The organism is Solwaraspora sp. WMMD1047, assembly GCF_029626155.1.
In the GTDB taxonomy this organism is placed as follows: Bacteria; Actinomycetota; Actinomycetes; order Mycobacteriales; family Micromonosporaceae; genus WMMD1047.
In genome coordinates this window covers 6,858,976-6,881,038 of record NZ_JARUBL010000001.1, presented here as the reverse complement: position 1 = coordinate 6,881,038, position 22,063 = coordinate 6,858,976, and the positions used below count along the sequence as shown (strand labels likewise).

The following is a 22,063-nucleotide window of genomic DNA, read 5'->3' as shown; positions in this document are numbered from 1 at the left end:
CCCCGGACGGCGCCGGACCCGGGCGGGTCGGGGCGGGGATCTTCCCTGGTAGTCGCAAGGATCGCATCCCATCGAACGACGCGCGAGGGGTTCCGGGCCGTTCTAGGCTCGCAAGCGTGCCGGGCGCACCGATGAAACCCATGCTCGCCGTGACCGGGGAACTGCCCGCCGGCCCCGGCTGGGGGTACGAGTTCAAGTGGGACGGGGTTCGGGCCATCACCGCCGTCGCCGGCGGCGTGGCCGAGTTCTACGCCCGCTCGGGGGTGCGGATCACCGCCGCCTACCCGGAGCTGGCGGCGCTCGGCGGGCAGGTGGACGACGTCCTGCTCGACGGCGAGGTGGTGGTGCTGACCGAGAGCGGGCAGCCGTCGTTCACCGCGCTGGCCGAGCGGATGCACGTCCGCGAGCCCGGCCGGGCGGCCCGGCTCGCAGCCACCGTGCCGGTGACGTACATGATCTTCGACCTGCTCCGGTTGCGGGGCGAGGACCTGACCGGCTGGCCCTACCAGCGCCGCCGGGCGGCGCTGGAGGAGCTCGGGGTCGGCGGGCCGCGCTGGGCCGTCCCGCCGGTCTTCCCGGACGGCCGGGCGACCTACCAGGCGGCCGGGGAGCACGGGCTGGAGGGCGTGGTGGCCAAACGGCTCGGCTCGGTCTACCGGCCGGGTGCCCGCTCGCCGGACTGGGTGAAGGTCAAGTTGGAGGTCACCGCCGACTTCGTGGTCGGCGGCTGGCGGCCCGGCGTACGCCGGATCGGTGGGCTGCTGGTCGGGGTGCCGGCCGGCGGTGGTCGACTGGTCTACCGGGGCCGGGTCGGCGGCGGCATCGGGGCGGCCGCCGAGCGGGAACTGCTGGCGGTCCTGGAGCCGCTGCGCACCGCCGACTCGCCGTTCCTCGGCGGGATTCCCCGCGAGGATGCCCGCGGCGCGATCTGGGTAAAGCCGGAGGTCGTGGTGGAGGTCAAGTACGGCCAGCGCACTCCGGACGGGCGGCTGCGCTTCCCGCGCCTGCGCCGGCTGCGCCCGGACAAGGCGGCGGGGGAGGTCGACGATGGCGGCTGACGGCCGGATCCGGGTCGAGGTGGCCGGGCGCGAGCTGGAACTGTCGAACCTGGACAAGGTGCTCTACCCGGCGGCGGCCTTCACCAAGGGCGAGGTGATCGACTACTACACCCGGATCGCCCCGGTGCTGCTGCCGCACCTGGCCGACCGGGCGCTGACCCGGATCCGCTACCCGAACGGGGTGGACGGGCCGTTCTTCTTCGAGAAGAACGCGCCGGCCGGGACGCCGGACTGGGTCCGGCTGGAGCGGCTGCCGGTGCCCGGCTCGTCCCGGGGCCGGGAGATGCTCGACTACGTGGTCGGCGAGGACCTTCCGACGCTGGTCTGGCTGGCGAATCTGGCCGCGCTGGAGCTGCACACCCCGCAGTGGCGGGTGGCCGGCGACGACCCCGAACCCCGACCCGACCTGCTGGTGGTCGATCTCGACCCGGGCGCGCCGGCGGCCCTGACCGAGTGCTGCGAGGTGGCGTTGCTGATCCGCGACCGGCTCGCCGACGACGGCCTGACCGGGCTGGCGAAGACCTCGGGCAAGAAGGGGCTGCAGGTCTCGGCCGCGGTCTCCGGTCGGCAGTCGGCCGACGTGGTCGCCGGCTACGTCCGCCGGATCGCCGAGGAGCTGGCCGCCCGGTCGCCGAACACGATCACCGCGAAGATGGCCCGCCGGCTGCGACCGGGCAAGGTTTTCATCGACTGGAGTCAGAACAACGCCGCGAAGACCACGGTCACGGCGTACTCGTTGCGGGCGCAGCCGCAGCCGACCGTGTCGACCCCGCTCTCCTGGCCGGAGGTCGAGGCGGCGGCCGGCGGCACCGCCCGTCAGTTCACCGCCGCCGAGGTGCTGGCCCGGGTCGACCGGTACGGCGATCTGCTCGCGCCGCTGCTCGACGGAGGGCCGGAGGTGCCCACCGACTGACCATTCGCGGAATGGCAGGTTGCCGGGCATAGCCAGCCGCCGGAGGTGCCTGCATAATGCCTCCGAGTGGTTTCTCCTCGACCGGGTTCATCGCACGCGGACCCCGTTCGGTTCACCGGTGAGAGATTCACAACATCGTTGAACCGCTGGCATCAACCGAACGGACGACCTGGTCGGTTCAGGTTCTGGGGCATAAGTTTTGCTTAAAAAATTGCTCCGGATTTAATTCGTGCCGATGCCTTGACGATTCACGAAGATTCTTTCTAGCGTGGCTGCCGAGAAGGACGCTTGCCGGCTTCGGCAGTGGATCGCGATGAATGTAGCCGATCGACTCCGGAGTGCGTTCGGCTCAGGTCAATCCCATTCGGACGACGCCCCAACCAGCCGCGCCTCCGACGATGCGAAGGAGCAGGATCCCGTGTACAGATCGGCGAAACGGCGCAGAGTGGCTGCCAGCCGGCGGACCTCGTCCCTCAGCGCCGCGCACAAGCGCGTCATCGCGGTGGTCGGCACGCTGGCGATGTTCGGTGGCATCATCGCGGTCACCCAGGTATCAAACGCCCAGGACAACCGGACCTCCTCGGTGGACTGTCCCGCACCGGTGCCCGGCGCGGACGCGCCGGAGGGCGCTGGCACGACGGTCACCAGGCAGAACGGGCGCCAGGTCCGTCATCACTGGGGTGACGGCCAGGAATGCGGCGAGACCACGGTGGCCACTCTGGCCGCCGGCGACACGGTGGTCTGCCCGAGTGTGGCCGACCGGTTGCCGCGGGTGCCGGGCCGGGCCCGCGGCGAGGTGGACCGCAACCTGGCGCTGCTGGAGACGCAGATCCAGGAGGCCAACCGGCGACTCGCGTCCAGCCAGGGCGAGGGCGGCCCGGCCTTCGTCGACAACGCCATCCTGGGTCCGCTGGCAGGCAAGCGCACCGCCACCATCGACCGGATCGAGATCGCTTTCAGCCGGGTCGGCGAACGGCCCCGCGGCCTGGGCGGACTGGCCAACTGCTCGGTCACCAACCCCGGCAACAACGGCGGTGACGGCCAGGGCGACGGCAACAACAACGGCGACGGCGGTAACAACGGCGACGGTGACAACAACGGCGGTGACAACAACGGTGACGGCCAGGGCGACGGCAACAACGACGGCGACCAGGGCGGCAACGACAACGGTGGCGACAACGACCAGGGTGGTGGCCTCGACATCCTGGCCAACAACTGCGACGACAGCCAGCTCCAGGCGCACAACGGCTTCCAGGACGGCAACCGGTGCGTCAGCACCGCGTTCGGCGAGGTCGGCAGCCGCGACCGCAACCCCACCCTGCTGATCACCCAGTCGCCGGACCAGGTCGACGTCAACCAGCCGTTCAGCTTCCGGGTCAGCACCCGCAACCTGGTTCGGGACCGCTTCCTGGCGGCCGCCCAGGGTGGCTACTACGTCGAGAGCTCGGTGCTCGACGGCCAGGGCCTGACCCGCGGTCACTTCCACTCGTCCTGCCGGCTGCTGGCCAACGACAACGAGGCACCCTCCTCGGACCCGGTGCCCGAGTTCTTCGTGGCCACCGAGGACGGCGGCGGCGGCGCCCAACCCGACCAGATCGACATCCAGGTCGGCGGGCTGCCCACGGCCGGGCTGTACCAGTGCTCCTCCTGGGCGGGTGACGGTTCGCACCGGATCCCGATGATGCAGGCGGCGAACCAGACCCCGGCGTTCGACTCCTTCCGCCTCCAGGTCGGCTGACCGCCGCGGCGGGCGCCCAGCCCGCCGACCACAGACCCGTCAACTGACGGTCGACAGATCGGGCCCCGGGCCGGTGACCACCACCGACCCGGGGTTCGGTCTATCCGGCGAGCACGTCGTCGGCGTCGACGATGGTGTACGCGTACCCCTGCTCGGCCAGGAAGCGCTGCCGGTGGGCGGCGTACTCGGTGTCGATGGTGTCCCGGGAGACGACCGTGTAGAAGTGCGCCTGCCGGCCGTCGACCTTGGGGCGGAGCACCCGGCCGAGCCGTTGCGCCTCCTCCTGCCGGGAGCCGAAGGTGCCGGAGACCTGGATCGCCACCGCCGCCTCCGGCAGGTCGATGGAGAAGTTGCCGACCTTGGAGATCACCAGGGTGGCGACCTCGCCGGAGCGGAACGCGTCGAAGAGCCGCTCGCGCTCCTTGTTGGTGGTGGAGCCCTGCACGATCGGGGCGTCCAGATATTCCCCCAGCTGGTGCAGTTGGTCGATGTAGCCGCCGATCACCAGCACCTGGTCGCCCCGGTGCCGGTCGACGAGCGCCTTGACCACCGGCAGCTTGGTCCGGGCCGAGGCGGCCATCCGGTAGCGCTCCTCCGGCTCCGCGGTCGCGTACGCCATCCGCTCGGCGTCGGTCAGGGTGACCCGGACCTCGGTGCAGTCGGCCGGCGCGATCCAGCCCTGCGATTCGATGTCCTTCCACGGCGCGTCGTAGCGTTTCGGGCCGATGAGCGAGAAGACGTCGCCCTCCCGGCCGTCCTCGCGGACCAGCGTCGCGGTCAGGCCGAGCCGGCGGCGGGCCTGCAGGTCGGCGGTGAACCGGAAGATCGGCGCCGGCAGCAGGTGCACCTCGTCGTAGATGACCAGACCCCAGTCGCGGGCGCCGAACAGGTCGAGGTGGGTGAAGGCGCCGCCGCGCCGCGCCGTCAGCACCTGGTACGTGGCGATGGTGACCGGCCGGATTTCCTTGCGCTCGCCGGAGTACTCGCCGATCTCGTCGGCGGTCAACGAGGTTCGGGCCACCAGTTCCCGCTTCCACTGCCGACCGGCCACGGTGTTCGTCACCAGGATCAGCGTGGTCGCCTTCGCCTCGGCCATCGCGGCGGCCCCGACCAGCGTCTTGCCCGCCCCGCACGGCAGCACCACCACGCCCGAGCCGCCGGCCCAGAACTGCTCCACGGCCTCCCGCTGGTACGACCGCAGCGTCCAGCCCGGCTTGCCGTCCTGGCCCGCCTCGGCCAGCTCGATCGGGTGCGCCTCGCCGTCCACGTAACCGGCCAGGTCCTCGGCCGGCCAGCCGAGCTTGAGCAGCCCCTGCTTGAGCCGGCCGCGCTCGGACGGGTGCACCGCGATGGTGTCGTCGTCGATCTTGTTGCCGAGCATGCCGGCGAGCTTCTTGCTCTTGGCCACCTCGATCAGCACCATCCGGTCCAGTGCCCGCAGCACCAGCCCGTGGTTCGGATCGTTCACCAGTTGCAGCCGGCCGTACCGGTCCATCGTGTCGGCGACGTCGACAAGCAGGGCGTGCGGCACCGGATAGCGGGAGAAGCGCAGCAGCGCGTCCACCACCCCCTCGGCGTCGTGCCCGGCGGCCCGGGCGTTCCAGAGCCCGAGCGGCGTCAGCCGGTAGGTGTGCACGTGCTCCGGCGAGCGTTCCAGCTCGGCGAAGGGGGCGATCGCCATCCGGCAGGCCTGCGCGTCCGGATGGTCGATCTCCAGCAGCAGGGTCTTGTCCGACTGCACGATCAGGGGGCCACCGCTCACCCGTGCCGTCCTCTCCTCGGGCGCACCGGGGCTGGTGCCGTACCCGACCCACAAGTGTTGCACGACCTCTGACGGGCGGAAGAAATTCGGCGCCGGACGCAACCTGGCGGACCGCTGGGGCGTCTAGCACCTGATGGTTGTCGCGGCCGGGGGGTCGTCCGCCATCACCTGGTCGGCGCGGGACGGGCGCGCCCGATCCGTGGCGCGCCGTACCAGGAGCAGGTGGTTCCGGCGGGCGCGGAGCGGGCCTTCGGGGGCGGGCGCGCCCCCCGCGCCGGGCCAGGAGCGGGTGCGCCCGAGCTGTCCCGGTGAGGACTCGCGCCCGGTCGAGACTGTCATATCCCGTCCACAGGTGTAACGCTTGACCCGGTGGGACCAACGGGCGGGAGGCGAGATGTCGGTGGATCGTGAGGCGATGGCACCGGGCAGATCCCCGGAGCGGTCGCCGGCGGACCGGGGCGGTCCGGCCGCCGCCGATCCGGCGGAGGTGAGTCGGGCCACCGTCTTCTGGTATTCCGCGGTCGGCCTGGTGCTGGTGAGCTGGTTCCTGTTCGGCTGGCTGATCCTGGAGCAGGGCTTCATCGACTCGGTCGGCGAGTCGCTCGGCACCGGGTTCGCCCTGCTGCTGGCGGTCTCGATCATCGGCACCGTACGCCGCAGCCGGCGCGACTGACGGCCGTGAATTTTGGTCAGTCGTCCAGGACAGCCGCGGTGATCCGGTGCAGGGCGAAGGTGTGCAGCATCTCGGTCCGCTCGTCCTCGGCGCGCAGGTAGCCGCCGCCGATCGAGACCGGCCGGACCAGCCGGGAAGCGGTCGCGCCGTGCGCGTCCACGTACCCCACCCAGACCAGCGTCCGGTCCCGGACCGCCTGCTGCAGCACGGCGAGGGCCTGGGTGTGCGCGTGGGTCTCGGTCCGGGCCGGGCCGTTGCCGGCCCGGACGGCGCCGGGGGCGCGGCGGGCGGCCCGGGCGGCCGCCTCGCCCCGGCGGATCTGCTCCACCACGCCGAGCAGCCGGGGCCGGCTCAGCTTCGGGGCGCTCAGCCCGTCGGCCCGGCCGGTCGCCGAGCGGACCGGCGCCCGGCGCACCTTGGGGCGGGCCAGCACCAGCGCGCCGGAGGCGTCCTCGGCGACCGGCGCGTAGCCCGCCTCGCGCAGCGCGGCCAGCATCCGGGGCACCTTCAGCGGGGTGATCAGCACGGTCGGCGCGAGCCGGCGCAGGTCCAGCGTGCCGAGCCGCCGGTCGGCGAGCACCTCGGCCAGCAGCGCGGTGTCCTCGCTGCGCAGGTACGCCCCGGCCGCCCCGGCCCGCAGCCCGCCGTGCCGGCGGGCCGTGTCGTCGATCAGGTAGGTCAGCGACTGCGGCACCGGGGTGCGGGACCGCTGGCGGAACAGGGCGTGCAGGTCCTCGGCGTGGTAGCCGTTGTCCAGCGCGCGGCGCACGCTCGCGCCGGTGACCCGGTGCACGCTCGCGCCACCGGCGGACTCCTGCTCGGCCACCAGCTCCAGCTCCTCGGCGAGCCCGGCTTCCGGCGGCCCCGGCACCACCACGGTCAGGTCCGCCTGGACCAGGAAGTGGTCCACCGGGGCCGGCAGCAGCCCGGCCAGCGTCCGGGCCGCCGCCCCGCCGCCGGTGGACCCGGGAACCCAGTTCGCCGCCGACTCGGGATCGGCCGTCCCCAACACGCCCCCGTCGCGGGCACCGCCAGCAACGTCCCGGCCGCCGCTGGCTCGGACGCCGCCGTCCCGGCCGCCGCCGGTTCGGACGCCGAGCGGGTCGGCGGGTCCGCTGGTCTGGTCGGCGGTCTGCTCGGCCAGCAGCAGCCGGCCGTATCCGGTCAGCGCGCCGAGGCCGGTCACGCCGAGTCGGGCGGCCTCGGCCAGCGCCTCCCGGTGGGCCGGCTCCCGCCCCCGGCTCCGGCGCGGGGTGTGCCAGGCCAGCAGGGCCAGCACCTCGTCCGGCGCCGGCGCGGCGCCCGGGTCCAGCCCGGCGAGCAGCGCGAGCACGGCCAGCCGGGCGGCCGGCGCGCCGGCCCGCTGCACCTCGGTGGAGAGCGCGGTGATCACCCGGTCCCGGTCGTCGCGCTGCCCGATCAGGCCCGGCTGTCGGGGCATCATCAACCACGCCTGGGCCAACCGGACCCAGCGTTGGGCGAGTGAGCCGGTCCGCCACAGCTCGTACCCGGCGGTGGGGAGCAGCTGCAGGTCACTGCCGCCCTGCCGGGCGGTGCCCGGCACCTCGTCCTCGCCGGCCAGATCCGCGGCGTACGCCACCTCCAGCAGCAGGGCCAGGGTCTCCTCGTCCAGCCCGACGGCGCGGGCCAGCCGGCGTGACTCCCGCACCCCCAGCCCGCCGGTACGCAGCAGCGGCGGCGGGTCGGCCGACAGTGCCTCCAGCAGTGCCTCGGTGTGGCGTACCACCTCCATGGCCTGGCCGGCCCCGGCGGAGTCGGCGGCCTTCGGCTCCCGCTCGGGGGCGGTCGGTGCCGGCGGCGTCGGGCGGAGCGCCCCGAGCGGGCCGGTGTCGCGACGCAGCAGCAGGCCCACCTCGCGGGGCAGTTCGACGGTGCCGGCGGCGGCCGGTGGGGAGCCGCCGTCGACCGGCGAGGTCGGGGCGGGCAGCCCACCGCCGGCCGGCGGGACCGGCACCAGCAGATGGTTCTCCACCAGCCACCGCACGGCTGGGGCCGCGCCGTTCGAGCCGGCCGGCGGGACGGTGCCCACCGGCGGGCCGGCGGCGAGCCGGTCCAGCACCGCGCGGGCCGGCGGCGGCGCGGCGAGCAGGGTGCGGCGCAGCCGGGCCGGGTCCGCGCAGAGTTCGGCCGCGGCCGGGTCCAGCTCCGCCGCCGGCCGCCCCAACCCCGCCGGGTACGCCGAGCAGACCTCGTCCACGCCGGCCGCGACCTGCAGCGCGTGCTCCGGCCCGTAGAGCAGGAAGAGGGCGCGCAGCCGGTCGATCGCCGGCCGGATCGTCGCCGGGTCGCCGCCGCGCGGGGGCGGGCCGGCGTAGCCGAGCATCGCGTCTACCGAGGTGAGCCCGGTCTGCGGGTCGCGGGTCAGCCGGGCGGCGTCGAGGATCCGCAGGGTGAACTCGTCCAGCCCGTCCAGGGCGCGGGCCACCGACATCCGGGACTGGGCCCGGACGGCGAGCGCGGACACGTCGGTCGGCACCGGCACGACAAGGTCGGGCCGCATCCGCAGCAGCGCGGCGAGCGCGTCGTCGGGGAGCGACCGCAGGTGGTCGGCGAGGGTCGTGGTCATCGTGTTTCCACGCTAGCCGGCCGGGCGGCCGTCGTGCCCCTCGGACGACCGGTCGCCGGTCGCCCCGTCGAACTCCCGCCGCAGCAGGCTGTACAGATACAGGTCGCGCCACTCACCCGACCGGAACTGCACCGACCGCAGGAGTCCGTCCCGGGTGAAGCCGGCCTTCTCCAGGGCACGCTGTTCCGCCACGTTGGCGACGTCCGTGTACGCCTCGACCCGGTTGGCGGTCGTGGTGTCGAAGAGGTAGCTGACCAGCAGGCGTTGCGCCGCGGTGCCGGTGCCCCGGCCGCGGGCTTCGGGCAGCAGCGAGATGCCGATGTTCCAACACCACCAGGAGGGGTCACCGTAGCTGACCTTCCGCCAGGTGACGTCGCCGACCGCGGCCTCGTCGGCGAGCACGATCAGCCGGCCGCCGTCCCGGTCGAGGAGGTTGTTCTCGCCGTGCTGGCGCTTCAGCCGGGCGACGGCGCGGAATCCGGACCAGTTGAAGCTGCCCACGGCGGCCGGATCGACCGCCTGCCGTTCGAAGATCCAGAAGTCCTCGTCGCGTACCGGCCGGAGTGCAACGGGCAACTGCGGACTCCAATCCGGCATGGGCGGGGGTGGGCCAGAGCCTATAGATCCGGGCGCCCCGGGTGCGGGTGATCCCGGTCATCGGCGGGGCGGGCGCCGGCGTCGACCCGGGCCGGGTCCGTGCGACGATGATCGACATGTCCGCACCGGCGATCGGCTTCGACCTGGACATGACCCTGATCGACTCCCGCCCCGGCATCGCCGCCACCTTCCGCGCGCTGACCGGGGCCACCGGGGTCTACGTCGACGCCGACGAGGCGGTCTCCCGACTCGGCCCACCGCTGCACCACGAGATCGCCAGGTGGTTCCCGGCCGACGAGGTGGACGCCGCGGTCGACACGTACCGGGCGCTCTACCCGACGTACGCGATCGCCCCGACGCTGCCGCTGCCCGGGGTCGCCGCCGCCCTGGCGGCGGTCCGGGCCCACGGACGTCGGGTGGTGGTGGTCACCGCGAAGCTGGGCCGGCTGGCGGCGCTGCACCTCGACCACGTCGGGTTGGCGGTCGACGAGCTGGCCGGCGACGTGTTCGCGGAGGAGAAGGCGGCCGCGCTGACCCGGTTCGGCGCCGAGCTGTACGTCGGTGACCACGTCGCCGACATGGCCGCGGCGCGGGCCGCCGGGGTGCCCGGCGTCGCGGTGGCGACCGGCCCCTGCACCGCGGACGAGCTGGCGGCGGCGGGCGCGGCGATGGTGCTGGCCGACCTGACCCGATTCCCGGCGGCGCTGCGCCGGCTGCTCGGGCTAGCCTTGTGACTGTCAGCGGTCAGCTGATGTCACCGTCTCAAACGAAGTAGAGGTCAACAAGTGCCGACGGGTCGAGTGAAGTGGTACGACGCGGCCAAGGGGTACGGGTTCGTCACCAGCGATGAGGGCGGCGACGTGTTCCTGCCGAAGGGCGCGCTGCCCGCTGGCGTCACCGACCTGAAGGGCGGTCAGCGCATCGAGTTCGGTGTGGTGGACAGTCGCCGGGGGGCGCAGGCGCTCGGCGTCAAGCTGCTCGACGCGCCGCCGTCCATGGCGGAGCTGCGCCGCCGCCCGGCCGAGGAGCTGCACGGGCTGGTCGAGGACATGATCAAGGTGCTGGAGGCCAAGGTGCAGCCGGACCTGCGGCGGGGCCGGTTCCCGGACCGCAAGACGGCGCAGACGGTGGCTCAGCTCGTCCACGCGGTGGCCCGCGAGCTGGAGACCTGAGGGGTCAGGCCGGCCGCCGCGGCCCGCTCGAGCAGGGCGGCCACGGCGGCCCGGCCGTCGGCGCCGAGGTCGGCGGTGAACTCGTTCACATACAGCGCGATGTGCCGGTCCACCACGTCCGGCTCCATCTCCTGCGCGTGCGCCAGCACGTAGTCGCGGCTCGCCGCCGGGTCGGCCCAGGCCCGGCGGACCGAGTCGCGGATCCAACCGGCCGCCGCGACCGGGTCGACCGTGTCGCGGCGGGCCAGGATCGCGCCGAGCGGGATCGGCAGCCCGGTGTCGGTCTCCCACCATTCGCCGAGGTCGACCAGGGCGGTCAGCCCGTGCCGGGGGTAGGTGAACCGGGCCTCGTGGATGACCAGCCCGGCGTCGTACCGGCCGGCGGCCACTCCCGGCATGATCTCGTGGAACGGCACCACCTCGATCCGGGCCGGTGGCCGCCGCGCCGACCAGAGCCGGAACAGCAGGTACGCCGTGGTCCGGTCGCCGGGCACCGCCACGGTGGCGCCGGTCAGGTCCGCCCGGTGGCCGCCGCGGGTGAGCACCAGCGGCCCGCAGCCCCGGCCGAGCGCGCCGCCGCAGGGGAGTAGTTCGTAGTCGTCCAGCAGCCAGGGCAGGGCGGCGTAGCTGACCTTGACCAGGTCGTACTCCCCGCGTTCGGCGGCGGTGTTCGTGACGTCGACGTCGGCGAAGGTCACCTCGACCGGCGGCGCGCCGGGGACCAGCCCGTGCGCCAGCGCGTGAAAGACGAAGGTGTCGTTAGGGCAGGGCGAGTACGCCATCTTCAGCGGCACGACCCCACCGTAGCCCGACAGCTCAGCCGGCGGCCCGGCCAGCGCGGTGATCGCCGCCCGTGGTCGGTCGGCTCGTGACTTGAACACCAGTTACCTCAGAACGCGCGCGTAGCGTACCTGGCGTTCACCTCGTGGTCTGGCTCGAAAGGGCCTTGGTGAGGAGGTCGTGCAGGGCTTGCTGTTCGGCGTCGGTGAGGGCGGCGAAGGGCGAGGTGGCCTCGGCCTGCTCGACCAGTCGGGCGCGGGCCGCGCGGCCGGCCTCGGTGAGCACGAGGGTGCGGACCCGGCCGTCGTGCGGGTGTGGCCGGCGCTCGGCGAGCCCGCGTTCCTCCAGTCTGGCGGCGAGCAGGGTGACGTTCGACGGGTCGCAGTGCAGGTGCTCGGCGAGTTGTCGTAGCGGGGCCGGCTCGGCCTCGGGGTCGACGCTCCAGAGCAGGTTGCCCGCCGGTTCGCTCAGCTCCAGTTCGCGCAGCACCGGGCGGAGCCGGTCGACGGATCGGGCGGTGAGTGCCACCACCTGGTCGACCAGGGACGCCGTCTTCCGGTCGAGGTGCGCGCTGGCCATGGAAGCAGTCTATCCCCTTGACAAACTCCATGAGTCTCTCAAGTATTAGCTTGAGAAGCTCAAGGAAAAGAGGACCGATATGTGGACCGAGCAGGATATTCCGAACCTTGCCGGCCGGACCGTCGTGGTCACCGGAGCCAGCAGCGGCCTCGGCCTGATCATCGCCCGGCAGCTCGCCGCCCGGGACGCGACAGTGATCATGGCTGTCCGCGACCCGGTCAAGGGTGCGCGGGTCCGCGCCGAACTGCTGGCCGCCGTACCCCGGGCCAGCGTCGAGCTGCGTGAGCTGGACCTGCTCGACCTGGACTCCGTACGCCGGTTCACCGACCGCCTCCGCGACGAGCGGCGCGGCGTCGACGTGCTTATCAACAACGCCGCCATCTTCGACGTGCCGTACCAGCTCAGCCCGCAGGGGTACGAGAGCCAGTTCGCCACCAACCACCTCGGTCACTTCGCGCTGACCATGGAGCTGCTGCCGACGCTGGCCGAGGGGACCGACCCGCGGGTGGTCACCGTCGCGTCGGACCTGCACCGGATCGGCCGGCTGAACCTCGCCGACCCGGCGGCGACCCGCGGCTACTCCGCCGGCCGGGCGTACGCGGACTCCAAGCTGGCGAACGTCCTGTTCGGACTGGAGCTCGACCGCCGGCTGCGGGCCGTCGGCTCGCCGGTGCGCAGCCTGCTCGCCCATCCCGGAATGGCCGCCACCCCGATGCACTACAGCAACCGGACCCTCGGTCCCCGACTCTTCACCGCGCTGTTCGGCTGGCTGCTCACCCGCCCGGCCACCGACGGCGCCCTGCCCATCCTGTATGCGGCCACCGCACCTGACCTGCCCGGCGGGACGTACGCCGGACCGCAGCGGCTGCTCGGACCGATGCGGCCCGGCCCGGTCCGGCTGGGCAGTCGGGCCCACGACACCGAACTGGCCGACCGCCTCTGGACGGTGTCGGAACAGCTCGTCGGCACCCGCTACCCGGTCGCCCGCTGAACCTCGGTTGGCTCGTTCTGCCGAACGGCCGAAATTGCCGCTGACGTGGGCTTGTCCTTCCGTGGAGAATGGAATCCCGGCGAGGAGGTCGGCGATGACGGATCATCGGGACCGCGTCGAGCGGTCGAGCGACGAGGATTTCGAGACCCTGCGACGGGTCAGGTTCGGGCGGCTGCCCACCCGGGTCCTGCCGGCCGAGCTGGTCGAGACGGCCGAGACGGATCCCCCGCACGAGGAGGCCGACCCGATGGTGCGCCGGGAGTGGGGCTAGCCCGGCTCCCGTAGCCGATCGGCCAGGAAGCGGCGTTCGGCGTCGGTGGGCGCCAGGGCGAGCGCCGCCCGGTAGCTGTCGGCGGCCTCCGCCGTCCGGCCGAGCCGGCGCAGCAGGTCGGCGCGGGTGGCGGGCAGCAGGTGGTAGCCGTCGAGCTGGCCCGCCTCGGTGAGCGCGTCGACAAGCGGCAGCGCCGCCGCCGGGCCGTCGGCCATCGCGATCGCGACCGCCCGGTTCAGCTCCACCACCGGGCCGGGTGCGATCCGCGCGAGTTCCGCGTACAGGCCGACGATCTGGGGCCAGTCGGTATCGGCCGCGACGGGCGCGGTGGCGTGGCAGGCCGCGATGGCCGCCTGGATCTGGAACGGCCCGGCCCGTCCCCGGCGCAGCGCCCGCTCACAGAGGGCGGCGCCCTCGGCGATCCGCGCCCGGTCCCACCTCGAACGGTCCTGCTCGGCGAGCGTGACCAGGTCGCCGGCCGCGTCGACCCGGGTCGCCCGGCGGGCGTCGTGCAGCAGCATCAGGGCGAGCAGCCCCAGCGCCTCCGGCTCGTCGGGCATCAGCGCCGACAGCACCCGCGCCAGCCGGATCGCCTCCTGGCACAGTCGCGCCCGGGTCAGGTCCCCATATCCGGTGTTGAAGAGCAGATAGAGCACATGGAGTACGGCGGGCAGCCGTTCCGGGAGCAGGTGCGCGGGCGGCACCCGGAACGGGATCCGGGCGTGCGCGACCTTCTGCTTGGCCCGGAACAGGCGCTGGCCCATGGTGCGTTCCGGCACCAGGAACGCGCGGGCAATCTCGGCGGTGCTCAGCCCGGCCAGGCTGCGCAGCGTCAACGCCACCTGGGCGTCCAGGTTCAGGGACGGATGGCAGCAGGTGAAGATCAGCTCCAGCCGCTCGTCCGGGATCTCGCTGTCCCGCAGGTAGGGCGGCGGCTCGGGCTCCATCGCGGCCACCTTCCGCAGCTTTGCCGCCTCGGTCCGGGACCGGCGGATCCGGTCGATCGCCAACCGCCGGGCCGTCGTGGTCAACCACGCCAACGGCTGATCCGGTACGCCGGACGCCGGCCACCGCTGCAGCGCCCGCGCGAACGCGTCCTGGGCGCACTCCTCGGCCAGGTCCCAGTCGCCGCCGGTGAACCGGATCATGGTGGCCACGATCCGGCTCCATCCGTCGGCGTAGATCCCGGCGATCTGCTCCGGCACGGTCATCCGGTGCGGGTCACTCCTCGTCGTCGAGCCAGAACGGCCGCAGCTCGATCATCCCGGCCCAGGCCATCGGGTGCTTCGACGCGACCTCGATGGCCTCGTCCAGGTTGGCGCACTCCAGGATGTCGAAGCCGGCGATCTGGTCCTTGGTCTCCGCGTACGGGCCGTCGGTGAGCAGCACCTCCCGGTTGCGGACCCGGACCGTGGTCGCGTCGCTGGCCGGCCGGGTCCGGTTGCCCATCAGCCGGATGCCCTTGCCGTCCATCTCGGTGACCCAGTCCTCCACGTCCGGGGCGCCGTCGTCCTGGCCGGGGGTGTAGTCGGGGTCGGTGCAGACCAGCATCAGGTACTTCATCGAACGGCTCCAATCCGGTTGTCGCTGGTGGTCATCGCGTTGATCGTGGTGGTCATGTTGCGCAGGATCGTGATCAGGCGCTCCTCGAAGGTGCGCGGGTCGGTCTCGCCCTCCACCCGGGCGCCGGTCACGCCGGGGCCGTGGGTGAACGAGTGGCGCACGACCGTGGTGCCGGGCTGGTGGCCTGCCCGCAGCTCGTAACGCCAGGTCGAACCGACCACACCGGCCTCGTCCGGCACCACCCAGGCGAAGGCTGCCGGCCGCTCGGCGGCGATCACCACGCAGGTGACCCTACTTTCGAAGCCGCTCGGGAACCGGTTGTGGCCGGCGAACCGGGCCCAGACGGCCGGCTCCCGGGCGTCGTCGAGCCAGTGGCCGCCGACGGTCTCCGGGCTCCACTCGCCGTACCGCTCGATGGCGGTCACCAACTCCCACATCCGGTCGATCGGGACCGCGACGGTCCGGCTCACCGTAACCTCCGCGCCGGTGATCAGGTCCATGAACTCTCTCCGCTCCGTTGCTCGCCTCGTTGTTCTCGCCTTGATGACGAACGGAACGGCCGCCGCACTACCGGCCCCTGCAAGATTTTTCCGCAGGGTGGCCCACGCTCGCGGTCGGTGCGGGCTTGCCGAGGTCGCTTCAGCCCGAGCGGACGTGCCGAAGGTGCGCGAGCGACTTGCCGCCGCAATTGTGGCCGCGTATCGGGATGGGTGGCGGGTCGGCGAGATCGCCCGGGTCAGTGGCTATGGCCGCGAGCAGGTCCGGCGGATCTTGCGGGCCGGGGGCGTGGAACGCCGGGACACCGGAAACGCCGAATCCTGAACGACGCGACCGGGCTGGGAAGACGCCCGCAGAACTCCGAGCCGGGTACGGTCACGGCATGAGCGCGGAGGCTGTCGGCAGGCACATGCCCTCGGTCGTCACGCTTGACGATCTCACTGCGATGTCGGCCGCAGACGAGCGGCACCGGTACGAGTTGGGTCCCGAGGGGGTCCTCTCCGTCATGCCGCCGGCCGGATATTTCCACGCGGTTGTCGCCACCGCGCTCACGGTGTGGCTGGCGACGGCCGGTGTACCGGCTGACCGGATCGCCCAGGCGGTCGGTCTACGCATCCCCGGTCGTTCCGGCGGGGTCGGTGGGCGTATTCCCGACCTCGTCGTATGGAGCAAGGCCCAGTCCGATGGGGTCTGGTTGCCGGTCGCCGACGTGCTCCTGGCGGTTGAGATCGTGTCACCCGGCTCCGAGGGCGTGGACACGGTGACAAAACGCGCCGAGTATGCCGCCGCCGGTATCCCGCAGTACTGGGTGGTCGACCAGGACGCGGTCCGGAACATCACCATGCACTACCTGACTAACGCCCACTACACCGCGCGGGCGACGATGCCGCTCAAGTGGGTCCTCAACACCAGCCCGGCCGAGTACGACCTCTTCTGAGTCCGACCCGTCGCGCTCAGTGCCGTTTCGCCGGGACTATCCGACGAGCGAGCGGTGCAGGGCGGCGAAGTCCGTCTCCGTGAGGCCCGTGTCGGACCGACGCGGTGCAGCAACGCCCGGCCGTGGTGCGGCGATGCTCTCCCTCGCGGGAACGGAACGGAATCAGCGGTCCGTCCACATCAAGGAAGATCAGTGGACGGTCGGCAGCCGTCTGCACCGCAAGAGCGTACGTTCCAGCATCGAGCCCCGACCCGCGTCCGGTGGCCGCGGGGCCGATCGCCTGGCAGCGAGAATTTTGACGGGTCGTGTCGATCCGGTCCGGGGCCGTTCGACCTTGGGGTGAGAGGGTCGGGACGCGACCTGACGAACGAGGAGCGGACAAGTGGCGAAGTACATGCTGATCATGCGGGGCACCGACGAGTCGATGGCGAAGATGATGGAGACGCCGTTCGAGGAGATGCTCGACACGATGGGGCGCTTCAACGACGAGATGATCAAGGCGGGCGTACTGGTCGCCGCCGAAGGGCTCGATGACCCGTCGCAGGGCGTCGTGGTCGACTTCAGCGGCGAGACCCCGGTGGTCACCGACGGCCCGTACGGCGAGACCAAGGAGCTGTTCGGCGGCTTCTACGTGTTGGACGTGGCCACCAAGGAGGAGGCCGTCGAGTGGGCCAAGCGGATCCCGGCGATGGCCGGCTCGAAGTGTGAGATCCGCCGGGTGCCGACGATCGACGAGTTCCCGCAGGACAACGAGTGGATCATCAAGGAGCGTGCCTGGCGCGAGCGGACCGGCCAGCTCTGATGAGCGCGGTCTCGGGCGACCCGCCCGCCGCCCACCACGGACCGCCGGAGGCCGGGCGGTCGGGGGCCGGCCAGCTGCGGGCCGGGGCGGCGCGGCGGGCCGTCGAGGCCGTCTGGCGCATCGAATCGGCCCGGATCGTCGGCGCGTTGACCCGCTACACCGGGGACTTCGCGCTGGCCGAGGACGTCGCGCAGGAGGCGGTCGCGGCGGCGCTCGTCGCCTGGGAGACCGACGGCATCCCGGCCAACCCGGTCGGCTGGCTGCTGTCGGCCGCCCGGCGGCGGGCCATCGACAGCTTCCGCCGCCGGGCGGCCCTCGACCAGCGGTACGCCATGCTCGCCGGTCAGCTCGTCGAGGGTGAGACCAGCTCCGGTGCGGTGCCCGACCGGGAGAATCCGGATGATCTGCCGTGGGACCCCGACCGGATCGACGACGACGTGCTGGCGTTGATCTTCGTGGCCTGCCATCCGGTGCTCTCGCCCGAGGCCCGGGTCGCCCTGACCCTGCGCGCCGTCGGCGGCCTGACCAGCGAGGAGATCGCCCGGTCGTTCCTGGTGCCGGTGCCGACGATCCAGGCCCGGATCACCCGGGCGAAGAAGACCATCGCCGCGGCGGGAGTGCCGTTCGAGCTGCCGCCGGCCGAGCAGCGGCGGGACCGGCTCGGCGGCGTCCTCAGCGTGCTCTACGTGATCTTCACGGAAGGTTCGACGGCGACCAGCGGTGACCGGCTGTTGCGGCCGGAACTCGCGTACGAGGCGATCCGGCTGGCCCGGATGCTTACGGCGTTGCTGTCCGACGAGCCGGAGGTGCACGGGCTGCTCGCCCTCTGCGAACTCACCGCCGCGCGGTTTCCCGCCCGCACCGGGCCGGACGGCGAGCCGGTGCTGCTGGCGGAGCAGGACCGGCGCCGGTGGGACCGGTCGGCGATCCGCCGTGGACTGGCCGCGCTCGGCCGCGCCTCGGCGCTGGGTCGGGGGCTCGGCCCGTACGGCCTGCAGGCGGCGATCGCCTCCTGCCACGCGGCGGCGGCCTCGGTGCCGGAGACCGACTGGGAGCGGATCGTGCTGCTCTACGAGGCGCTCGGCCGGGTGGCCCCGTCACCGGTCGTCGAGCTGAACCGGGCGGTCGCGGTGGCGATGGCGGACGGGCCGCGGGTGGCGCTGGCGATGGTGGACGAACTGGTCGCCACCGACCGGCTGGCCGGGTCGTACCTGCTGCCGAGCGTGCGCGGTGAGCTGCTGCACCGGCTCGGCCGCACCGCCGAGGCCCGACGCGAGCTGGAGTTGGCAGCCCGGCTCTGCGGCAACGCCCGCGAACGGTCGGTGCTGCTGCGCAAGGCCGCCGAGCTGGGGTGACACCGCTCAGGCGAGGGCGGCGGCGGCCTCGGTCAGGGCGGCGAGGGCGTCGGCGAGCCGCCAGGCCGCCCGGTCTCGGGGGCCGATCGGATTCGAGATCGCCCGCAGCTCGGCGAAGGGCACCCCGGCCTGGGCGGCGGCCACGCCCACCCCGTACCCCTCCATCGCCTCGGCCACCGCGTCCGGGTGCCGGGCGCGCAGGGCCTGCGTGGTGCGGACCGTGCCGGTGACGGTGTTGACGGTGAGGATCACGCCGGCGGTGGCCGACGGCAGCGCGGTGGCCAGTGCGCCGGACAGCGTCGGGTCGGCGGTGACGGCGCCGCCGCCGCGCAGCTGCTCCGGGGTCATGCCGAGCTCGTCGATGGGGAGGAAACCGTCCGGTGACTCGGCGCCCAGGTCGGCGGCGACGCTGCGGGTGGCCAGCACCAGCGTCCCGACCTCGACCCGGTCGGGGAAGCCGCCGGCCACCCCGGCGCTGATCACCGCCCGGTATCCGGTGCCGGCGGCCTCCGCCTTCGCCAGCAGCCGGGCGGTGCCGGCGGCGGCCGCCGCCGGGCCCACCCCGACCGGTACGACCGACCAGGTCTCGGCGGTCAGCCCGGCGCCGTCCAGGCCGGTGCGGACGGCCCGCGCCTCGGCCGGCACGGCGGTGACCACCAGGACGGACGCCGGCTCCGGCGGGCTCAACTGCTCGGCTCCCGGCGGGAGTTCTCGTCGTCCTGGCCGGCGCCGCGACCGGCCGACGAGGGCCGGTAGATGTGGTAACCGGGCGGCGCCAGCTGTTCGTCGTCGGCCCCGACGCCCGCCGCCCCCGAAGCCGTGGCCGGGCTGGCCGGCGCGGCCGGGCTGGTCGGCCGGGCGGTCGGGCTGGTCGGCCCGGCGGCCGGGCGTCGGCCAGCGGACCGGTCCGGGGCGGGCCGCTGCCGGGCCGGTGCGGGGGATACGGGCACCGGGTCGCCGTCCGGCTGGCGGGACAGATCACGGGCCAGTGGTTCCTGGTCGTGGTCCGACCCGGCGCGGCCGTTGAGCTTCTCGCCGCGTAGCCGGCCGGCGACGATCAGACCGCGTACGGCGGCGAGCGCGCCGAAGCCGGCGGCCACCCCGATGCCGACCTGGCCGGGGAACGGGATCAGGCCGAGCGCGCCGCCGGCCACGAAGGCGAGCATCAACACGGTCTCCGAGTGCGCGAACGAGCTGGCCCGCAGCCGCTCCCGGACCCGTTCCTGGATCGAGACGTCCACGGCCAGCTTGCCGAGGCCGCTGATGATCGCCGTGACCAGGCAGAGCACGGTCACCATCAGCAGCGAGAAGCGCAGCGTGGCCAGCACCCCCACCCCGGCGACGATGATCATGCCGCTGGACTGCAACGCCGCCGGGTACGGGATGCGCAGCCGGGTGCCGACGGCGGTGGCCAGGAAGGTACCGGCGGCCAGCGCGCCGCCGACCACGCCGAGGGCCGCCTCGGCGCTGAGCTCCCGGCCGAACAGGTCGGTGTCGAGGTCACCGGCCTTGATCGCGAACGCGAGGTAGAGCAGCAGGAACCCGTAGAGCGCCCGGAGGCTGGCCGCCCCGACCAGGGTGGCGATCACCAGTCGGCCGGACGGTTCGCCCCGACCCAGCACCTTCTCGCCCCGGCCACCCCGGGTCAGGATGGCGCGCAGCGGACTGGGCACGGTCTCCGGCGGGTCGGAATCGGCCCGGGGCGGCAACCGCAGCGCGATCACCATGCCGACCAGGAAGATCACCGAGGCGACCCGGAGCGGCCACTGCGGGCCGAACCAGAACGCGGCCAGGCCGAGCGGCGCCACCACCGCCCCGGCGATGGTGCCGTAGAGGCTGGCCCGGGCGCCGGCCTGGGACAACCCGAGGCCCGCCGGCAGCAGCCGGGGGACGGCCGCCGACCGGGCGACGCCGTACGCCCGGGAGAGCGCGAGCACACCGAACGCGGCCGGGTAGAGCCCGAAGCCGTGGATGTAGTCCGAGATCATCCAGGCCAGGAAGGCCCGACCGAGCATGGTGGCGGCCAGCGCGTACCGGCGGCCGTGCCGGAAGTGGTCGAGCAGCGGGCCGACGACGGGGGCGAGCAGCGCGAACGGGACCATGGTGACCAGCAGGTAGAGGGCCACCTTGCTGCGCGCCTCACCGACCGGGGCGTTGAAGAAGATCGTCCCGGCCAGCCCGATGGTGATCAGGGTGTCGCCGGCGCAGGAGACGGCGTGCAGGTCGAACAGGCGCATCATGCCGGTCTCGCCGGCGGCGCCCTTCTCCCGGACCCGGCCGACCCGGCGGGCCATCCAGCGTCCGCTGCCGACGGACCCCCGCAGCAGCAGGCGTACGCTCCGGATGGCCGTCCCCACGGTACGGCCGAGCACAGACATACCCCCATCCTCGCCCATCCCGGCGACGGTCGTCGGCGGTGGCCCGACTTACTCGCGGGGGAGTCGCCGTGACCGGTCGCGGGGGATGGGGAACAATGGCCGGATGACCAGGAGCACCACCGTGCGCGCAGCTCGTCTCGATCAGGTCTGTGCCGCCGCGGTCGAGGTGGCGCGCTCCGGCATTACGGAGGTGGACGACGCCGACGTCGGCGAGCACCTGACCGCGGTGGCCGAGGGCGAGCGGTTGGTGACCCACCTCTTCGAGTGCCTGTTGGCCGGCTACCGGGGCTGGCGCTGGGCGGTCACGGTCACCCGGGTGGCCCGCAGCAAGCAGGTCACCGTCTGCGAGACGGTGCTGCTGCCCGGCCCCGACGCCCTGCTCGCGCCGAGCTGGCTGCCCTGGCAGGAGCGGCTGCAGCCGGGCGACCTGGGGGTCGGCGACCTGATGCCGACCCCGGAGGACGACGAGCGACTCGCGCCGGGCTACCTGCTCTCCGACGACCCGGCGGTCGAGGAGACCGCCTGGGAGCTGGGGCTGGGTCGGCCCCGGGTGCTCTCCCGGGAGGGCCGGATGGACACCGCGCAGCGGTGGTACGACGGCGACCACGGCCCCGCCGCGCCGATCTCGATGGCGGCACCCCGGCCGGCCCGCTGCGGTTCCTGCGGGTTCTACCTGCCGCTGGCCGGTTCGATGCGGCAGATCTTCGGGGTCTGCGGGAACTACTACGCCCCCGACGACGGCCGGGCGGTGAGCGCCGACCACGGCTGCGGCGCCCACTCCGAGACGCTGACGGCGCCCCCGGAGGTCCCGGTGGAGGAGCTGCCGACCATCTACGACGACAGCGCGGTGGAGGCGGTCTCGGTCAGCCGCCCGGCCGGTTCGGTCGAGGCCGACGAGCCGGCGGAGCCGTACGGCCACAGCTGAACCACGGCCGCTGCTGGCCCACGCCATAGGTGACGTTGGCCCGCGCCGGGCGGGTGAGTCGGTCAGTTGCCGGTGCGTCGGCGGCGGCGGTGGGCGTCGTGCCGGAGCATCACGGCCAGCCCGGGGAAGCCGAGCAGGAAACCGGCGAGGCAGATGCCGAGCCAGTTCTGGTGCCCGTGTGCGGTGAGCCAGTCCCGGAAGAACAGCAGCAGCACCAGCCCGGCCACGGCCCAGACCAGGGTGCCGCCGACCGCGAACGGCACCATCGGCGGGTCGAGCGGCTCGGGTCGAGGCTGCGGCGTAAGTGGCGAGTTCGACGGGATGGGCACGGCTCCAGGTTACGCAGGCTGCCCAAACGAGCGCCGGGAGCACAACAACCCGCCCTCCGGTTCCTGCGCGGACGACGCCGATGTTGCTGCCCTTACCCCAGCCTGCTCGGCGACGTGATGAGAATACAGCGTTGGGCCGATTGGGATTCCACACC

23 protein-coding genes are annotated in these 22,063 nt (G+C 73.2%); 12 read left to right on the top strand and 11 right to left on the bottom strand.

Going from position 1 to position 22,063, the window contains the following annotated elements:
• Window positions 1-116 precede the first annotated feature (116 nt).
• The 3 genes from ligD (O7627_RS31525) to O7627_RS31515 all read left to right on the top strand — a co-directional run bounded on the left by ligD (O7627_RS31525) (window position 117) and on the right by O7627_RS31515 (window position 3,709).
• Window positions 117-1,058 (top strand): non-homologous end-joining DNA ligase, encoded by a 942-nt coding sequence (ligD, locus tag O7627_RS31525; protein ID WP_278097087.1) that lies wholly within the window; start codon window positions 117-119, stop codon window positions 1,056-1,058.
• Window positions 1,048-1,971, top strand: a complete 924-nt coding sequence (gene ligD, locus O7627_RS31520) for a non-homologous end-joining DNA ligase (protein WP_278097086.1) — start codon at window positions 1,048-1,050, stop codon at window positions 1,969-1,971. The genes ligD (O7627_RS31525) and ligD (O7627_RS31520) overlap by 11 nt, the downstream gene beginning before the upstream one ends.
• A 445-nt stretch (window positions 1,972-2,416) precedes the next feature.
• Window positions 2,417-3,709 (top strand): hypothetical protein, encoded by a 1,293-nt coding sequence (locus tag O7627_RS31515; RefSeq protein ID WP_278097085.1) that lies wholly within the window; start codon window positions 2,417-2,419, stop codon window positions 3,707-3,709.
• A 100-nt stretch (window positions 3,710-3,809) separates the two neighbouring features.
• Here O7627_RS31515 and O7627_RS31510 read toward each other — a convergent pair whose 3' ends face one another.
• Window positions 3,810-5,471, bottom strand: coding sequence for a DNA repair helicase XPB (locus O7627_RS31510; protein WP_278097084.1), 1,662 nt, complete (start codon window positions 5,469-5,471; stop codon window positions 3,810-3,812).
• A gap of 394 nt (window positions 5,472-5,865) precedes the next feature.
• Here O7627_RS31510 and O7627_RS31505 point away from each other — a divergent pair, with 394 nt between their 5' ends.
• The gene (locus O7627_RS31505; RefSeq protein WP_278097083.1) at window positions 5,866-6,144 is read left to right on the top strand and encodes a hypothetical protein; all 279 of its coding nucleotides are present in this window, start codon (window positions 5,866-5,868) and stop codon (window positions 6,142-6,144) included.
• A 16-nt stretch (window positions 6,145-6,160) separates the two neighbouring features.
• On the opposite strand, the gene O7627_RS31500 is transcribed toward O7627_RS31505, so the two are convergent.
• Together O7627_RS31500 and O7627_RS31495 are read right to left on the bottom strand one after the other, a co-directional pair.
• A complete protein-coding gene (locus O7627_RS31500) occupies window positions 6,161-8,731 on the bottom strand; it encodes a helicase-associated domain-containing protein (RefSeq protein ID WP_278097082.1) in 2,571 nt (856 codons plus the stop codon).
• A gap of 12 nt (window positions 8,732-8,743) precedes the next feature.
• Entirely contained in the window at window positions 8,744-9,307 is a 564-nt protein-coding gene (locus tag O7627_RS31495; protein ID WP_278097081.1) for a GNAT family protein, read from the bottom strand.
• Between the two features lie 137 nt (window positions 9,308-9,444).
• On the opposite strand from O7627_RS31495, the gene O7627_RS31490 reads away from it, so the two are divergent.
• Together O7627_RS31490 and O7627_RS31485 are read left to right on the top strand one after the other, a co-directional pair.
• Window positions 9,445-10,062 (top strand): HAD hydrolase-like protein, encoded by a 618-nt coding sequence (locus O7627_RS31490; protein WP_278098505.1) that lies wholly within the window; start codon window positions 9,445-9,447, stop codon window positions 10,060-10,062.
• Window positions 10,063-10,113: 51 nt separating this feature from the next.
• Complete coding sequence (locus O7627_RS31485; RefSeq protein ID WP_278097080.1) at window positions 10,114-10,500, top strand: cold shock domain-containing protein; 387 nt, start codon at window positions 10,114-10,116, stop codon at window positions 10,498-10,500.
• On the opposite strand, the gene O7627_RS31480 is transcribed toward O7627_RS31485, so the two are convergent.
• Entirely contained in the window at window positions 10,461-11,294 is an 834-nt protein-coding gene (locus O7627_RS31480) for a 1,4-dihydroxy-6-naphthoate synthase (RefSeq protein WP_278098504.1), read from the bottom strand. The two genes, O7627_RS31485 and O7627_RS31480, sit on opposite strands and share 40 nt — an antisense overlap.
• 124 nt (window positions 11,295-11,418) lie before the next feature.
• Window positions 11,419-11,859: a MarR family transcriptional regulator gene (locus O7627_RS31475; RefSeq protein ID WP_278097079.1), complete on the bottom strand. Its 441-nt coding sequence runs from the start codon at window positions 11,857-11,859 to the stop codon at window positions 11,419-11,421.
• A gap of 79 nt (window positions 11,860-11,938) precedes the next feature.
• Here O7627_RS31475 and O7627_RS31470 point away from each other — a divergent pair, with 79 nt between their 5' ends.
• Together O7627_RS31470 and O7627_RS31465 are read left to right on the top strand one after the other, a co-directional pair.
• Window positions 11,939-12,850, top strand: coding sequence for an oxidoreductase (locus O7627_RS31470; protein ID WP_278097078.1), 912 nt, complete (start codon window positions 11,939-11,941; stop codon window positions 12,848-12,850).
• A 94-nt stretch (window positions 12,851-12,944) separates the two neighbouring features.
• Window positions 12,945-13,121 carry a hypothetical protein gene (locus tag O7627_RS31465; RefSeq protein WP_278097077.1) on the top strand — a complete coding sequence of 59 codons (177 nt, stop codon included), beginning with the start codon at window positions 12,945-12,947 and terminating at the stop codon, window positions 13,119-13,121.
• Here O7627_RS31465 and O7627_RS31460 read toward each other — a convergent pair.
• From O7627_RS31460 to O7627_RS31450, 3 genes are read right to left on the bottom strand one after another with little or no spacing between them, the layout of a single operon-like run.
• Window positions 13,118-14,332 carry a sigma-70 family RNA polymerase sigma factor gene (locus O7627_RS31460; RefSeq protein WP_278097076.1) on the bottom strand — a complete coding sequence of 405 codons (1,215 nt, stop codon included), beginning with the start codon at window positions 14,330-14,332 and terminating at the stop codon, window positions 13,118-13,120. The two genes, O7627_RS31465 and O7627_RS31460, sit on opposite strands and share 4 nt — an antisense overlap.
• A 10-nt stretch (window positions 14,333-14,342) precedes the next feature.
• Window positions 14,343-14,684, bottom strand: coding sequence for a YciI family protein (locus O7627_RS31455; RefSeq protein WP_278097075.1), 342 nt, complete (start codon window positions 14,682-14,684; stop codon window positions 14,343-14,345).
• Window positions 14,681-15,184 (bottom strand): SRPBCC family protein, encoded by a 504-nt coding sequence (locus O7627_RS31450; RefSeq protein ID WP_278097074.1) that lies wholly within the window; start codon window positions 15,182-15,184, stop codon window positions 14,681-14,683. The genes O7627_RS31455 and O7627_RS31450 overlap by 4 nt, the downstream gene beginning before the upstream one ends.
• Window positions 15,185-15,564: 380 nt before the next feature.
• Between O7627_RS31450 and O7627_RS31445 the strand changes: the two genes are divergently transcribed.
• The 3 genes from O7627_RS31445 to O7627_RS31435 all read left to right on the top strand — a co-directional run bounded on the left by O7627_RS31445 (window position 15,565) and on the right by O7627_RS31435 (window position 18,276).
• Window positions 15,565-16,119: a Uma2 family endonuclease gene (locus O7627_RS31445; RefSeq protein ID WP_278097073.1), complete on the top strand. Its 555-nt coding sequence runs from the start codon at window positions 15,565-15,567 to the stop codon at window positions 16,117-16,119.
• Between the two features lie 382 nt (window positions 16,120-16,501).
• Window positions 16,502-16,921 (top strand): YciI family protein, encoded by a 420-nt coding sequence (locus tag O7627_RS31440; protein ID WP_278097072.1) that lies wholly within the window; start codon window positions 16,502-16,504, stop codon window positions 16,919-16,921.
• Window positions 16,921-18,276: a sigma-70 family RNA polymerase sigma factor gene (locus O7627_RS31435; RefSeq protein ID WP_278097071.1), complete on the top strand. Its 1,356-nt coding sequence runs from the start codon at window positions 16,921-16,923 to the stop codon at window positions 18,274-18,276. Before O7627_RS31440 ends, O7627_RS31435 begins: the two co-directional genes overlap by 1 nt.
• Window positions 18,277-18,282: 6 nt before the next feature.
• On the opposite strand, the gene O7627_RS31430 is transcribed toward O7627_RS31435, so the two are convergent.
• Both O7627_RS31430 and O7627_RS31425 read right to left on the bottom strand, forming a co-directional pair.
• On the bottom strand, window positions 18,283-18,963 hold the full coding sequence (locus O7627_RS31430) for a futalosine hydrolase (protein ID WP_278097070.1): 681 nt from the start codon (window positions 18,961-18,963) through the stop codon (window positions 18,283-18,285).
• The gene (locus O7627_RS31425) at window positions 18,960-20,654 is read right to left on the bottom strand and encodes an MFS transporter (protein WP_278097069.1); all 1,695 of its coding nucleotides are present in this window, start codon (window positions 20,652-20,654) and stop codon (window positions 18,960-18,962) included. Before O7627_RS31425 ends, O7627_RS31430 begins: the two co-directional genes overlap by 4 nt.
• Before the next feature lie 85 nt (window positions 20,655-20,739).
• Between O7627_RS31425 and O7627_RS31420 the strand changes: the two genes are divergently transcribed.
• Window positions 20,740-21,579: a DUF3027 domain-containing protein gene (locus O7627_RS31420; RefSeq protein ID WP_278097068.1), complete on the top strand. Its 840-nt coding sequence runs from the start codon at window positions 20,740-20,742 to the stop codon at window positions 21,577-21,579.
• Between the two features lie 62 nt (window positions 21,580-21,641).
• On the opposite strand, the gene O7627_RS31415 is transcribed toward O7627_RS31420, so the two are convergent.
• Complete coding sequence (locus O7627_RS31415; protein WP_278098503.1) at window positions 21,642-21,845, bottom strand: DUF2530 domain-containing protein; 204 nt, start codon at window positions 21,843-21,845, stop codon at window positions 21,642-21,644.
• Window positions 21,846-22,063 lie beyond the last annotated feature (218 nt).